The sequence below is a fragment of the Kribbella sp. CA-293567 genome, from assembly GCF_027627575.1.
Classification (GTDB): Bacteria; Actinomycetota; Actinomycetes; order Propionibacteriales; family Kribbellaceae; genus Kribbella.
Window position 1 is genome coordinate 5,437,069 of record NZ_CP114065.1, and the last position, 14,076, is coordinate 5,451,144.

The window sequence follows — 14,076 nt, forward strand, 5'->3', positions numbered from 1 at the left end:
TAGGCGGCGGCCTGGTCGCATCCGCTCCGGGGTATCCACGTCAGTTCGTTCCGCCGCTCAGCTGTGCGGCCGGCCCTTGCCCAGGATGACGGTGACCAGCACCAGTGCGACCAGGACGACCAGGGTGAACCCGCCGTACCACCAGGGCGAGATGTGCGAAGCCTCGCTGGCGGCTTCTTCGGCGGCCGCGAACTGCGGCAGGAGGTAGGCAAGCATGAGGCGAAGCCTATCTCTTGCCCACCAACAAGAGCGCGACCGGTGGGCTGGTAGCCGCAACCGGTCGCGCGAGAGGTAGGTCAGCTGTGGCGGATGTAACGCGTCAGCAGCCGGCGCCAGGTGGAGGGACCGCTGTGGTCGCGCTGGTGGATCGCGGCGACACGGCGCATCTCGTCGATGTGGGCACGGGCAACTTCGGGGGTGATCATGTTTCCTTCACAGGGTTGTCGTGGAGCTCGGAGCGGGTGGCTTCGATAGTTGAAATTGTACGCTAAATGTTACGAGAACTCAAACGAATTGAAGGCAGATCAGAAGATCTCCCTACGAATCTGCGGTAAACGGAGGATGGCATGGACGCGATCGATCGACAGCTCGTCGAGGCGCTGCGAGCGAACGGGCGCTCCAGCTGGGCTGAGCTGGGCCGCGTGGTCGGTTTGTCCGGGCCGAGCGTGCAGGAGCGGGTGCGGCGGCTGGAGGAGCGCGGGGTACTGCTCGGGTACCGCGCGGTGGTCGCACCGGAGCAGGTGGGACTGGGGACCAGCGCGCTGGTCGGGCTGTTCCAGCGCGACGACGTGGAGACGGACGAGATCGTCGCCGGCGTGCGCGAGATCCCGGCCGTGGAGGACTGCTGGTTCGTGGCTGGTGATCAAGAACTGGTGGTGAAGGTGCGCGTCTCGGACGTCACCCAACTGGAGGCAGTGGTGGGCACTCTGCGGCGGGTCAACGGTGTGGTGCGGACACGGACGACAGTGGTCCTGTCGACTCGCTGGGAGGCGCGTCCGGCTCCACTGCCGGAGTAGCAGCCGGTACTACGCCGCGCCACGTGCCGTCGGCTGTTGCTCTGCCGCTTGACGGTGACTGGAGGCGTACGTCAGGTAGAGAGCAGCGGCGGCGACCAGGGCCAGCACGGCCGCCGCCGGGTAGAGAAGACGCGGGTAGTGCTGGTAAGTGGTGCCACCCAGTGCGGGAGCCAGGAACATGCCTGAGATTGAGGCGGCGGCGTACAGGCTGGAGTAGCGGCCGGTCATGCCCTCCGGAGCCGAGTCGGCCACATGAGCCGTGGCGGTGGGCTTGTAGAGCATCTCGCCGCCAGTGATGAACACCGCGGCGACGGCGGCGCCCGCTAGAGCCGGCCAGACGCCAATGACAGCTAGGCCGACGCCGACCAGGACGAAGCCGGTAGCGATCACGCGGAACGAGTTGTGGTTGCGCAGTCGAATGGCCAGTGGAGCCTCCAGCAGGACGATGGCCACCGAGCTAGCCCCAATCAGTACGCCGTACGCGACCGCTGGTGAGCCCGCATCCCGCAGCAACAGCGGCAGCGTGGCGTAAAGCTGCCGATAGACGGTGTCGACCACCACGATCGCCAGCAGCAGGACAACGATCGACCGATCCCGCCGCAGCGCGCGCCACACTCCAGTAGCCTGCGCTGCGACCACTCGCGTCGCGGCGGGCACCCAACGCCAGATGATCAGCGCCAGCACCACGCTGCTGACCGCATCGATGATGAAGACCAGCGAGAAGTCGTACGCCGCCAGCAGGCCGCCGAGCGGTGGGCCGATGATGAAGCCGGCATTGCTGGCCGAGCGCGAGAGCGCGATCCCCTCTCGTCGCCGGTCAGCAGGGAGCGCCGTGGCGACCAGGGCGCTCAGGTTGGGTCGGCAGGCTCCCCCGCACAGCCCCGCCACAGCAGCCAGGACAGGCAGCACAGCGACAGGGACGACAGGCATGGCCAGAGAAGCGGCGGCCCAGCTGAGCTGACTGGCGACCGCCGCACCGCGCAGGCCGAAGCGGTCGCCGATCCAGCCGCCGGAGAGGTTGCCGAGCAACAAGCCCACGCCGTACGCCGCTGCGGCGAAGCCCGCGTGCTGCGGGGACATCCCGCGGTCCTCGACCAGGTAGAGCGTGAGGTAGATCCACGCGAGCGAACCTGCGGAGCTGACCAACTGGCCGAGCATCACGGCTTTGATCCAGGCAGGAAGGTCCCGCACGCGTTGCCAGTACATCCGCCGCCCCCAGGTAGAGTCAGTTCCCAAGAGGAACTTACAGACCCGGATAGCGTGGGAGCAAGCGGAGGAGGTCGGCGTGCGCCGTAGCAGCTACTCCCCCGAGCCCGACTGCGCGATCGCCCAGTCGCTCGGGGTGGTCGGTGACGGATGGGAGTTGCTGATCGTCCGCGACCTGGCGCGCGGGCTGGACCGGTTCGAACTGCTGGCGGAATCGCTGCGGATCTCGCGGAAGGTGCTGACCGAGCGGCTGAACAGCCTCCTCGACAGCGGAGTCGTGGAGCGCGTCGCGTATCAGGACCGGCCGGTCCGGCATGCCTACCGGCTGACGCCTCGCGGCCGTGCGCTGCTGCCCGTGCTCGTCGCCTTGCAGGACTGGGGCGACCGCTGGCTCCTCGGCGACGGCGAACTGACCGGGACCAATGCGACAGAAGACGCACCGAGTCATCGCGTCCACGAACTGGTGGGCCGGAGGGTTCCGGACGGCCTGCTGCTTCCGGTCGGCGCCGATGGTGAACGTTCCACGGCGGCGCACGACGTCGTACTGCGGGACGTGGTGGACGTCGCTGCCCGGGCGACCGTGGTCTTCGGCTATCCGGCCACCGGGCGCCCGAGCAAGCTGCCGGCCGGATGGGACGAGATCGAAGGCACCACCGGCTGCACCCTGGAGAACAAGTTGTTCGCCGAACGCGCCGCGGAGTTCGCCGCGGCCGGAATCACCGTCCATGGCGTGAGCACCCAGCGCCCGGACGAGCAACAGGCTTTTGCTGAACTGGAGAAGATCCCGCACGTGTTGTTGTCCGATACCGATCTGACTCTCGCCGCCGCGCTCCGGCTGCCGACCTTCCGCGCCGGCGGCTACGCACGGCTCAAGCGGCTGATGCTGGTGGTCGCGCCGACGCGTGAGATCACCGCCGCTCTCTACCCGATCACCGACATCCCGGCAGCGATCAGCTGGGCCTACGACACGGCCGGCCAGTCGTGACGCCGGTGGACATCTGGTGGGGCCGTACCGCAGACGCGCGGCCTGGCCTGGTCGGTGAACTGGATGCGTCCGAGCGGGCCCGCCTGACCGCCTACGCGCGGGACGAGGACAAGAGTCGTTTCCTCGTCGGCGCCACCATCGTCCGGCGGGTGCTGTCGATCAAGCTAGAGCTGCCACCGAGGGACATCCAGCTCGATCGCACCTGCCCGGACTGCGGTCGCCAGCACGGCAAGATCAGCGTCGACGGCATGCAGCTCTCGGTGTCGCACTCCGGCGACCGCGTCGTCGTGGCCTTCCATCCGACCGCGGCGGTGGGCGTCGACGTCGAGCTGATCAACCCCTCGATCGACGCTGATTCGCTCGCCTCGGTGAGCCTGTCCACCCTGGAGGCCGCCGAGCTGGCCGGCTTCGAACCGGCGGCGCGAGCGCGCGCGTTCACGCAGTACTGGACTCGCAAGGAAGCCGTCGTGAAGGCGACCGGTGACGGCATCCGGGCGGACCTGCGCAAGGTGATCGTCAGCGCGCCGAACCAGCCGCCCGCACTGCGCGAGTGGGCCGAGTACGACGGTCCGGTGCGGCTCGTCGACCTGCCGGCGGGCGTCGAGTACGCCGCCACGCTGGCGATCCTGTCCGAGCACACCCCCGAGGTCCGCTCCTTCGACGCCGCCCCGCTGCTCAGGTCCTGAGCTGGCCCTCACCGATCACGACGTACTTCGTCGAGGTCATCTCCGGCAGGCCCATGGGACCGCGAGCATGCAGCTTCTGGGTGGAGATACCGATCTCGGCACCGAACCCGTACTCGCCGCCGTCGGTGAAGCGGGTGCTCGCGTTGACCACCACCGCCGCCGAGTCGACCGCCTGCACGAAGCGCCGCGACGCCGCCTGCGAACGGGTGACGATCGCGTCGGTGTGCGCCGAGCTGTACTTGCGGATGTGTTCGACCGCCGCCTCCAGCGAAGGCACCACGGCGGCCGACAGGTCGAGTGAGCTGTACTCCGTGCCGTAGTCCTCGTCCGTCGCCGCGACGATGTCCTTGCCGGCAGCAACAACTGCCGGATCGCCGTGGACGGTCACTCCGGCCTCCGCCAGCGCAGGCAGCGCCTTCGCCAGGAACTCCTCCGCGACCTCCGCGTGCACCAGCAGCGACTCGGCTGCGTTGCAGACGCTCGGCCGTTGGGTCTTCGAGTTGAGCAGGATCGCCAGCGCGAGGTCGAGGTCCGCCTCGGCGTCGACGTACACATGGCAGTTGCCGACGCCGGTCTCGATCACCGGCACGGTGGACTCGGTGACGACGGTCTGGATCAGGCCGGCACCACCACGCGGGATCAGTACGTCGACCAGCCCGCGCGCCTGCATGAGTTCCTTGACCGCCGCCCGGTCGCCGGGCACGCCTTGGATCACGTCGGCCGGCAGACCGGCCTCGGTCACCGCGGACCGCAGTACGGCGATGATCGCCGCGTTGGACTCCGCGGCGGACGACGAGCCGCGGAGCAGCACCGCGTTACCCGACTTGAGGCAGATGCCGGCCGCGTCGGCGGTGACGTTCGGACGCGCCTCGTAGATGATCCCGACGACGCCGAAGGGGACGCGCACCTGGCGGAGCTCCAGCCCGTTCGGCAGGGTGTAACCGCGGACGACCTCGCCCACGGGGTCGACCAGTCCGGCAAGCTGCTCCAGCCCGGCTGCCATCGCATCCACCCGGGACGGGTCGAGCGCGAGCCGATCGACGGTCGACTCCGGCGTACCGGCCTCGCGCGCGGCGGTGACGTCCTTCGCGTTGGCCGCGACGATCGTCTCGGTACCGGCTCGCAGCGCCGCCGCCATGGCGTGCAGCGCGGCGTCTTTGGTCGCTCGTGATGCCGCCGCGAGCGCGTACGAAGCCTCGCGGGCATTGCGGCACAGTCCGATGATCTCGCTCACCGTCCCATCGTAGGGCGATCCCCCGTCGCGCTGCGCGGTCGTCTCAGCCGGGCTCGCCGACCAGCGCGTCTACGAGACGTCGGGACGGGTCATCAGCGGCGATCGCAGATGCAACTCCAGGCTGGGGCCGGTCAGCGGAACGGTCGTCCACGTCGCGATTGCCGTTCCCGCGCCGGAATCGACGGTGAGACGAACCCGGTGCGGGGTGGTGATCACGTACAGCTCGGCGACGAACAGGTCGCCCTGCCAGGCGCCGCTTGCGACCACTGGCCGGCCGAGGGGCGAGCTTTCCAGCCAGCCCTCGTGGCTGACAGCGATCTTGAGGGTCTCCCCCAGTTGCAGCTGCCACCCGTCGTTCGTCGGCTCGACGGCCACAGAGGTTCCCTCTGGGAGAGCCGAGTTCTCGGCCGAGGCATCGACTGTCGCCTGGGCCGAACGCTCCGGCGCGGCGGAGCCCTGCACCGGGGTCAAGGACAGTCGCCGCAGTCGAGCGGCGAGCAGTTCGTCGTCCTGGGCACTGCCCGCGCCGTCCTCCAGACCTGGCAGGAGGCAGTCCCAGAAGGCGCCCGGCAGCGGGTGACCCTCAACGACATTGGCGGTCACGACGATGACGAGATCGTGCGACGGAACCACGACACATTGCTGGCCGAAGGCACCGTTCCCGAAGTAGCCGTGCCGCGACCCCCAGAACTGGTAGCCGTACCCGCAGAGAAAGTCCGGGTTGGCCAGGTCGTCCTCGGGCGGCAGAGTCTCGATGTGCTGCCTGGTCGCCAGCTCCACCCAGTCGCGCGGGACCAACTGCCTGCCGTCCCGGACGCCTCCGCGCAGCAACAGCTCACCGAAAGCCGCGATGGCCTCGGTGGTCAGATGCAGGCCGTGGAACCCGAACGCGGCACCGCTCGCCACCCGGTCCCACTCGGCGCCCTCGATCCCCATCGGCCGGAACAGGCGCTGATCGAGAAACTCCGGAAGCCCTTGCCCTGTCAGGCGTTCGATGATCCGGGCCAGCACGAAGGTGGTCGCGTTGTCGTAGGTGTGCCTGGTTCCCTCGGGCTCGGTGAACGGTACGCGCAGGAAGCCCTTCACCAGATCGTCCGGCTCGAGCTGCCACGCCTCTTCGAGGCTGTCCGTGCTGTGCCCGGCCGTCATGGAGAGCAGGTGATGCACGGTGAGGCGGCGTCCCTGCTCGGCGATGTCGTCCGGTACGTGGTCGGGCAACAGCTCGACCACCAGGTCGTCCAGCGAGAGCAACCCGTCGGCGATCACGAGTCCCACGGCGATCGAGGTGAACGATTTGGTCAACGAGTAAAGGAGATGCGGGCGCTCGGCGGAGTACGGCGTCCACCAGCCCTCGGCGACGACTTGGCCGCGACGCACCACCATGAGGGAGTGACACTCGACGGAATCCGCCGCGAGCCGGTCCAGCAGCGCGATGACCCCCCGGGACGAGACTCCCGCGGCGGACGGCGTCGAACGCGGCAGAAGCATCCGCTGAGAAGACATGCAAGGACCGTAACAAGCCCCACAACCGATTTAGGGCTCGCCGAACTCCGTTGCCGGTACGCCGTCCTAGAGCAGCACCAGGTCGTCGCGGTGCACGACCTCACGCTCGTACGTCGGACCCAGCTCGCGGGCCAGGTCCCGGGTCGAGCGGCCCAGCAGTTCGGGCAACTCGGCCGCGTCGTAGTTCACCAGACCACGGGCGATCACCACGCCGGCGGACGAGATGAGGTCGACCGGGTCGCCCGCGGAGAAGTTGCCTTCAACGGCGCTGATCCCGGCCGGGAGCAAGGACGAGCGCCGCTCGGTGATCGCGCGGACGGCACCTTCGTCGAGCACCAGGCGGCCTTGGCCGGAGGTCGCGTGGGCAAGCCAGAGCAGGCGGGTCTTGCGACGCCGGCCGGTCGGGTGGAACAAAGTGCCGACCGGATCGCCACGCAGCGCTTCGCCGACTCGCGCCGCGGAGGTGAGAACGACCGGAATCCCTGCCTCGGTAGCGATCGCGGCGGCTTCGACCTTGGTCTGCATACCGCCCGTGCCGACGCCGGAGCTGCCCGTCCTGCCGATCTGGAGCGGCAGGAGATCGGCGGGGCCACGGACGTCGGTGAGCATCGTCGTACCGGGTTTGCGGGGGTCACCGTCGTACAGGCCGTCCACGTCGGAGAGCAGCACGAGCAGGTCGGTGTGCACGAGGTGGCTGGTCAGCGCGGCCAGCCGGTCGTTGTCGCCGAAGCGGATCTCGGTCGTCGCGACGGTGTCGTTCTCGTTGACGATCGGGACGACACCCAACTCCAGCAGTCTGGCGAAGGTCCGGTAGGCGTTGCGGTAGTGGCTGCGCCTGGTGACGTCGTCGACGGTCAGCAGCACCTGGCCGACCCGCAGGCCGTGCGCGGCGAAGGCGTCGCTGTACCGGGCCATCAGCAGGCCCTGCCCGACCGACGCGGCCGCTTGCTGGGTGGCGAGGTCGCGCGGCCGCGACCGCAGTCCCATCGGCGTCAGGCCGGCCGCGATCGCGCCGGAAGAGACCAGCACCACCTCGGTTCCCTCGCCACGTCGCGCCGCGATCGCGTCGACCAGCAGGCGCAGGCGTTCGAGATCGATCCGGCCGCGCTGGGTGAGCGAGGACGAACCGACCTTCACCACGATCCGCCCGGCCTTGACGACCTCGGGACGCCGCTTGTTGTCCCCCATCAGTGAATCCTGACTCTTGGGAGCTACCGCATCAGCGGGGCCGGCGTCGTCGACGGCCCCGGGTCATGCGTCCTGGTTGTTGCTCTCGGCATCGATGTCGATGTCGATCCCGGCCCGGTAGATCCGCTCGGCTTCGAGCTCGTCCGCGGCGGCCTGCTCGCGTGCCTGTTTGCGCGCCAGCCTCTCGGCGGCCTTCTGAGCCGCCTTCGCCTCCGCCGGGGTCAGGTCCACCTCGTCCTCGACCCAGCCCTTGCCGTACTCCGAGAGGTCGGCCGGGCGCTCGATCTCGCCCAGCCGCAGTGCGTGGTACTGCTCGTCCTTGTCCTTGCGGCGCTGGGCCGTCGGACGATCCTCGTCCAGCCGCTGGTCCTCGCCACGGCGCGACAGCAGCTCCGCGCCGGCCTGGACCTCGGGGGCGAAGTCGAAGACGACCGCGTTCGGGCCGTCACCGATGGTCACCGAGTCACCGGCCACCGCGCCCAGCTCGAGCAACTGGCGCTCGACGCCGAGCCGGTTCAGCCGGTCGGCCAGGTAACCGGTCGCCTCGGCGTTGGTGAAGTCGGTCTGCCGGACCCAGCGCTCGGGCTTGTCGCCCTGCACCAGCCAGCCGCCGTCCGGGAGCTTCTTGAGCTTGAACTCCTGGCCACCGGTCGCGCGCGGCCGCAGGATGATCCGGGTGGTCTCCGGCTTCTCCTCCTCGGCCCGGCGCTTGGCGACGATCTCGGCCATCGCGAACTTCAGCCCGTCCAGGCCCTCGTGGCTCGCGGTCGAGATCGAGAACACCTTCAGGCCGCGTGCCTCGAGGTCGGCCGTGACCATCGCGGCGATCTCCTTGGCGTCCGGTACGTCGACCTTGTTCAGCGCGATCAGCCGCGGCCGGTCCTCCAGGCCACCGTGGGCCTTCAGCTCCGCCTCGATCGTGTCGAGGTCGCTGAGCGGGTCCCGGCCGGGCTCGTAGGTCGCGCAGTCGATCACGTGCACCAGGGCGGCACAGCGCTCGACGTGCCGCAGGAAGTCGTGGCCGAGGCCGCGGCCTTCGCTGGCACCCTCGATCAGGCCCGGTACGTCGGCGACGGTGAAGATGTTGTCACCGGCCACGACGACGCCCAGGTTCGGGATCAGGGTGGTGAAGGGGTAGTCGGCGATCTTGGGCCGGGCCCGGCTGATCGACGCGATCAGCGAGGACTTGCCCGCGCTGGGGAAGCCGACCAGGCCGATGTCGGCGACGACCTTGAGCTCGAGCACGATCGTGCGCTCTTCGCCGTCCTCGCCGAGCAGGGCGAAGCCGGGCGCTTTCCGGCTGGAGCTGGCCAGGGCCGCGTTGCCGAGGCCGCCCTTGCCGCCGGCGGCTGCGACGTACTCGGAGCCGGCGCCGACCAGGTCGGCCAGCACCTCGCCCTCCGGAGTACTGACGACCGTGCCGTCCGGGACCGGCAGGATGATGTCGCCACCCCTGCTGCCGGCCTGGTGGTCGCCCTTGCCCTGCATACCGCTGGTGGCGGACCGGTGCGAGGAGCGGTGGTAGTCGACCAACGTGGTCTGGTCGAGGTCGACGCGCAGGATGATGCTGCCGCCGTCACCGCCGTTGCCACCGTCAGGGCCACCGAGCGGCTTGAACTTCTCGCTGTGCACCGAGGCGCAGCCGTTTCCGCCGTTGCCGCCGGCGACGTGCACCGTGACCCGGTCGACAAAGCTGGGGATCGCCATCGGTTTCTACTTCCTGCTGGGAGAACTGACTCTGTACATAGCCGAAGGGCGGGCCGCGCTATTCCGCGGACCCGCCCTTCGATAAGGCTTTGTGACTCGAACCGGGTGGCGGTGTTACTCCGCCGGGGCCGGGACGATGTTGACGACGCGACGGCCACGACGGACGCCGAACTCGACCTTGCCCTCGGCGAGCGCGAAGAGCGTGTCGTCGCCACCACGGCCGACCAGGCTGCCCGGGTGGAAGTGGGTGCCACGCTGGCGAACGATGATCTCGCCGGCGTTGACCAGCTGGCCACCGAAGCGCTTCACGCCGAGCCGCTGCGCGTTGGAGTCACGACCGTTTCGGGTCGACGCTGCTCCCTTTTTGTGTGCCATGTCTGTATCAGCTCACTTCTTCTTGGCGTCGATCGCGGTGACCTTGACCTGGGTGTAGTGCTGGCGGTGCCCCTGGCGCTTGCGGTAACCGGTCTTGTTCTTGTACTTCAGGATGTGGATCTTCGGGCCCTTGGTGCGGCCGAGAACCTCAGCTGACACGGCCACCTTGGCCAGTGCGGCGGCATCGGCCGTCACGGTGTCGCCATCGACGACGAGGACTGCGGACAGCGACACCGTGTCGCCGACCTGATCAGTCAGGCTGTCGATCTCGATGACATCGCCGACGGCGACCTTCTGCTGGGTGCCGCCACTGCGCACGATCGCGTACACCGTGGATCTCACTCTCTATTGTTCGGAAGTCTTAACAAGGTGGGGCCTGCACAGGCCACCACTTTCCTGCGGCCCACGCTCGTGCCACAAAAAAGGAGGCACGCGTGACGCGCGCCGAAAAGCAAGAATACGGCGCGCGTCACGAGTGGGTCAAACTGGGGTGGAAGCCAGCGCCGCGGCGGTCGCCCCGGCATCGGATCCGTTGGTTCCTGAATCACCGTCGTTGCTGTCGGCGTTCTTGCCCCGGCCACGGCTGCTGCGCCGCCTGCGGGGACTGCCATTGCGCCCAGAACCGCTCTGCTGGGCCTGCTCACCGTCGTCGGCACCCGACTCACCCTGAGCCTGCTCGTTGTCGCTCTGCGGCTCACTGTGGGCCTGCTCGGCGTCAGACTGCTCGGCCTGGCCCCGGTTGGACCGACGCCCGCGCGAACGCCGACGGCTGCTGCCTTCCGACTTGTCGCCGTCGCCTTCGGTGCCGTCACCCTGAGCTGCCTCGGAGTGCGCCACGTCGCCGGTGCTGGAATCGCCAGTGCTGGAACCGCCCGAGTGGGCGGAGCCAGTGCTGGAACCGCCCGAGTGGGCGGAGCCAGTGCTGGAACCGCCCGCGTGGGCCGTGCCGCCGGCGCTGGAACCACCGGTGTGGGCGGAGTCGCCGGTGTGGGCAGCTCCGGCGTGGGCGGCATCGCCGGTGTGGGCAGCTTCGGCGTGGGCGGCGTCGCCGCTGCGGCCGGCGCCGTTCGCGGCATCAGCCTCTGCGTGCGTGGCCTGCGACACCTCCGCAGTTGCGTCGGCGTACGAAGTAGCCGGAGCATCCGCGTGCGCAGCAGCCGCGGAAGCAGCAGCGATCTGGGCCAGCCGCTGGGCGGCGTCACCGTTGGTGGCCGGCTCTGCCTGCTCGTCGCCGTCACGGCGGCCCTTGCCACGGTTGCGGCTGCGGGACGTCTTCTTGGCGGTGTCGCCCTCGGGCTTGTGGTCGTGCGAGTGCTGCTGCGGCTGCTGGCCACGACCGCGGCCGTCGTCCTGCCGGCGGCGGGACTCCTTCGGCTCGTCGTGCAGGATCAGCCCGCGCCCACCACAGTGGTCGCAGTTCTCGCTGAACGCCTCCAGCAGACCGGTACCGATCCGCTTACGGGTCATCTGGACCAGTCCGAGCGAGGTCACCTCGGCGACCTGGTGCTTGGTCCGGTCGCGGCCCAGGCACTCCACCAGCCGGCGCAGGACCAGGTCGCGGTTGAGCTCCAGCACCATGTCGATGAAGTCGATCACGATGATGCCGCCGATGTCGCGCAGCCGGAGCTGGCGGACGATCTCCTCGGCCGCTTCCAGGTTGTTCTTGGTGACCGTCTCCTCGAGGTTGCCCCCGGAGCCGGTGAACTTGCCGGTGTTGACGTCGACGACCGTCATCGCCTCGGTCCGGTCGATCACCAGCGAACCGCCCGATGGCAGCCAGACCTTGCGGTCCAGCGCCTTCTTGATCTGCTCGTCGATCCGGTAGTTCGAGAACACGTCACCGGACCGGTTGTCGTCCCACTGCTCGACCCGGTCGGCCAGGTGCGGGGCGACGTACGAGACGTACTCCTTGACCTGGTCGTAGGCGTCGTCGCCGGAGATGACGAGCTTGGAGAAGTCCTCGGTGAACAGGTCGCGGACGACCCGGATCAGCAGATCGGGCTCGCCGTGCAGCAGCGCGGGCGCCTGGCCGGACTTCGACTTGTGGTCGATCTCGGTCCAGTACGACTGCAGCCGGCTGACGTCCGAGGTCAGCTCCTCCTCGGTCGCGCCCTCGGCCGCGGTGCGCACGATCACGCCGGCCTCGTCGGGGACGATGTCCTTCAGGATGCCCTTCAGGCGGTTCCGCTCGGTGTCGGGCAGCTTGCGGCTGATCCCACCATTGCCGCCGCGCGGGACGTACACGACGTACCGGCCGGGCAGGCTGATCTGGTTGGTCAGCCGGGCGCCCTTGTGGCCGATCGGGTCCTTGGTCACCTGGACCAGGACCGCCTGACCCGACTTCAGCACCGACTCGATCTTGCGCGGGCCGTTGGCGCCACCCAGGGTCGCCCAGTCCACCTCACCGGCGTACAGGACCGCGTTGCGGCCCTTGCCGATGTCGATGAACGCGGCCTCCATGCTGGGCAGCACGTTCTGGACGCGGCCGAGGTAGACGTTGCCGATCAGCGAGCTCTGCTCCGCCTGGGCGACGTAGTGCTCGACCAGCACGTTGTCCTCGGAGACGGCGATCTGGGTCAGGTCCTCACGGGCCCGGATCACCATCGTCCGCTCGACCGACTCGCGCCGGGCCAGGAACTCGGCCTCGCTCACGATCGGCGCGCGGCGGCGGCCGGCGGCGCGGCCCTCGCGGCGGCGCTGCTTCTTCGCCTCCAGCCGGGTCGAGCCCTCGACCGCGGTGATCTCGTTGTTCACGGTCTTGCTGCGCGGCTCACGAACCCGGACGACGATCTCGTCCGGGTCGTCGGCCGCGGTGGCGGTCTCCTCGCCCTTGCGGCGGCGACGGCGACGGCGACGGCGCGAGGACGTGCCGGAGCCGTCGGCCTCGTCGTCGGACTCGGCGGACTGGTCGTTGTCGTCCTCGGCGTCGTCGGACTGCTCGTCGTCGGACTCGTCGCCTTCGTCGGCGCTGTCCTCGGAGTCGGCATCCCCGGCCTTGCGGCGGCGACGGCCACCGCGGCGACGGCGGCGACGGCGGGTGCCCTCGCCGTCCTCGTCGGCCTCGGCCTCGGTGTCTTCGGTGTCGTCGGACTCGTCGTCGCCCTCGACCTCGGCGGCCGTGGCGCGGGCTGCCTCGAGCACCGGCTCGGCGCGGTCGGCGGCGACCTCCTCGGCGTCCTTGGTACGCCGGCTGCGGCGGCGACGGGTGGTGCCCGTGCTTGCCTGCTCGTCGGCGACCTCGGTGGTCTCCTGCGCCTCGACCTCGGCTACCTCGGTCTCCGCTGCCTCGGCCGCACGCTCGGCGGCGGTGGAGCGGCGACGGCTACGACGGGCGGCCGGTGCGGCCTCCGGAGCAGCTTCCGGCGTCGCCTCGACCGGGCTGGTCGCCCCGGCCTGCGCAGGCACCTCGGTGGGCGCCTGGAACAGTACGGCGGCAGCGGCGGGCGCGCGGCGGCGCGAACGGCGAGCCGGAGCCTCGGTGAGCGCGGCTTCGGCCGCGGCCAGCTCGGCGGCCGCTGCCTCGGCGGCGGCGAGCTCTTCCTCGGTCAGTTGCTCCTCGGGCAGCTCCGCCGCGGCGACAGGGCCGTCGGTGAGCGGGGTCTCCGGGGAGAGCAGGTCGGGCTGCGGGGCAGCGGCGGCCTTCTTGGTGGTGCGCTTACGGGTGGTGGTCTTCTTCGCGGCGCGCGCCGGAGCCGCCTGGGGCTCGTCGACGGTGGCGCCCTCGACCAGCGCGCCTGCTGCCGTGTCGGCGAGCGCCGACTCGGCGGGCGCGGCGTCGGCAGCGTCGTCCAGGAGGCTGTCCTGGGTGCTGCCTGCGCGGGAGGCGGCGGCCTTCTTGGCGGGACGTTTGGCGGCCGCCTTCTTGACCGTGCGCTTGGCCGCGGTCTTCTTGGCCGGTGCGGGCGCCGGGTCGGCAGCCTCGGCGTCGGACTGGGTGCTGACCGCGTCAGCCTCAGTGGCGACGGCCTCGGCCGGCTCGGCCGCGGCGGCCTTCTTGGTCGTGCGCTTGCGCGTGGTCGCCTTCTTGGCGGCCGGTTGTCTGGCAGCACGCTTGGCTGCGGGAGCGGTGGCGGCCGAGTCGGCTGCTTCGGTGGTGGTCGGCTCGTTGTCGAGCATGCGGTGCGGGTCTCCTCAGGCCCTCCGGCGCACCCGGCGACCCCTGTCACGGGTCCGGTG

The 14,076-nt window shown here is 69.8% G+C and carries 13 protein-coding genes; 3 read left to right on the forward strand and 10 right to left on the reverse strand.

Annotated elements, in window-relative coordinates; all coding sequences use genetic code 11:
* Window positions 1-57 precede the first annotated feature (57 nt).
* Window positions 58-216 (reverse strand): hypothetical protein, encoded by a 159-nt coding sequence (locus OX958_RS25005; protein WP_270131845.1) that lies wholly within the window; start codon window positions 214-216, stop codon window positions 58-60.
* 80 nt (window positions 217-296) lie between these two features.
* The gene (locus OX958_RS25010) at window positions 297-425 is read right to left on the reverse strand and encodes a hypothetical protein (protein ID WP_270131846.1); all 129 of its coding nucleotides are present in this window, start codon (window positions 423-425) and stop codon (window positions 297-299) included.
* 141 nt (window positions 426-566) lie between these two features.
* Here OX958_RS25010 and OX958_RS25015 point away from each other — a divergent pair, with 141 nt between their 5' ends.
* The gene (locus OX958_RS25015; RefSeq protein WP_270131847.1) at window positions 567-1,016 is read left to right on the forward strand and encodes an Lrp/AsnC family transcriptional regulator; all 450 of its coding nucleotides are present in this window, start codon (window positions 567-569) and stop codon (window positions 1,014-1,016) included.
* Window positions 1,017-1,025: 9 nt separating this feature from the next.
* On the opposite strand, the gene OX958_RS25020 is transcribed toward OX958_RS25015, so the two are convergent.
* Window positions 1,026-2,207 carry an MFS transporter gene (locus OX958_RS25020; protein WP_270131848.1) on the reverse strand — a complete coding sequence of 394 codons (1,182 nt, stop codon included), beginning with the start codon at window positions 2,205-2,207 and terminating at the stop codon, window positions 1,026-1,028.
* Window positions 2,208-2,301: 94 nt separating this feature from the next.
* On the opposite strand from OX958_RS25020, the gene OX958_RS25025 reads away from it, so the two are divergent.
* A complete protein-coding gene (locus tag OX958_RS25025; protein WP_270131849.1) occupies window positions 2,302-3,207 on the forward strand; it encodes a winged helix-turn-helix transcriptional regulator in 906 nt (301 codons plus the stop codon).
* A gap of 5 nt (window positions 3,208-3,212) precedes the next feature.
* Window positions 3,213-3,893: a 4'-phosphopantetheinyl transferase family protein gene (locus OX958_RS25030; protein ID WP_270131850.1), complete on the forward strand. Its 681-nt coding sequence runs from the start codon at window positions 3,213-3,215 to the stop codon at window positions 3,891-3,893.
* Here OX958_RS25030 and OX958_RS25035 read toward each other — a convergent pair.
* The 7 genes from OX958_RS25035 to OX958_RS25065 form a co-directional block, all read right to left on the reverse strand.
* Window positions 3,883-5,127, reverse strand: coding sequence for a glutamate-5-semialdehyde dehydrogenase (locus OX958_RS25035; RefSeq protein ID WP_270131851.1), 1,245 nt, complete (start codon window positions 5,125-5,127; stop codon window positions 3,883-3,885). The two genes, OX958_RS25030 and OX958_RS25035, sit on opposite strands and share 11 nt — an antisense overlap.
* Window positions 5,128-5,196: 69 nt before the next feature.
* Window positions 5,197-6,630 carry a serine hydrolase domain-containing protein gene (locus tag OX958_RS25040; protein ID WP_270131852.1) on the reverse strand — a complete coding sequence of 478 codons (1,434 nt, stop codon included), beginning with the start codon at window positions 6,628-6,630 and terminating at the stop codon, window positions 5,197-5,199.
* Between the two features lie 66 nt (window positions 6,631-6,696).
* Window positions 6,697-7,818, reverse strand: coding sequence for a glutamate 5-kinase (proB, locus tag OX958_RS25045; RefSeq protein ID WP_270131853.1), 1,122 nt, complete (start codon window positions 7,816-7,818; stop codon window positions 6,697-6,699).
* A gap of 63 nt (window positions 7,819-7,881) precedes the next feature.
* Window positions 7,882-9,525 (reverse strand): GTPase ObgE, encoded by a 1,644-nt coding sequence (obgE, locus tag OX958_RS25050; RefSeq protein ID WP_270131854.1) that lies wholly within the window; start codon window positions 9,523-9,525, stop codon window positions 7,882-7,884.
* A 114-nt stretch (window positions 9,526-9,639) separates the two neighbouring features.
* Window positions 9,640-9,900, reverse strand: a complete 261-nt coding sequence (rpmA, locus tag OX958_RS25055) for a 50S ribosomal protein L27 (protein ID WP_132196666.1) — start codon at window positions 9,898-9,900, stop codon at window positions 9,640-9,642.
* A 12-nt stretch (window positions 9,901-9,912) separates the two neighbouring features.
* Complete coding sequence (rplU, locus tag OX958_RS25060; RefSeq protein ID WP_270139142.1) at window positions 9,913-10,230, reverse strand: 50S ribosomal protein L21; 318 nt, start codon at window positions 10,228-10,230, stop codon at window positions 9,913-9,915.
* A 150-nt stretch (window positions 10,231-10,380) separates the two neighbouring features.
* Window positions 10,381-14,016, reverse strand: coding sequence for an Rne/Rng family ribonuclease (locus tag OX958_RS25065; RefSeq protein ID WP_270131856.1), 3,636 nt, complete (start codon window positions 14,014-14,016; stop codon window positions 10,381-10,383).
* Window positions 14,017-14,076 lie beyond the last annotated feature (60 nt).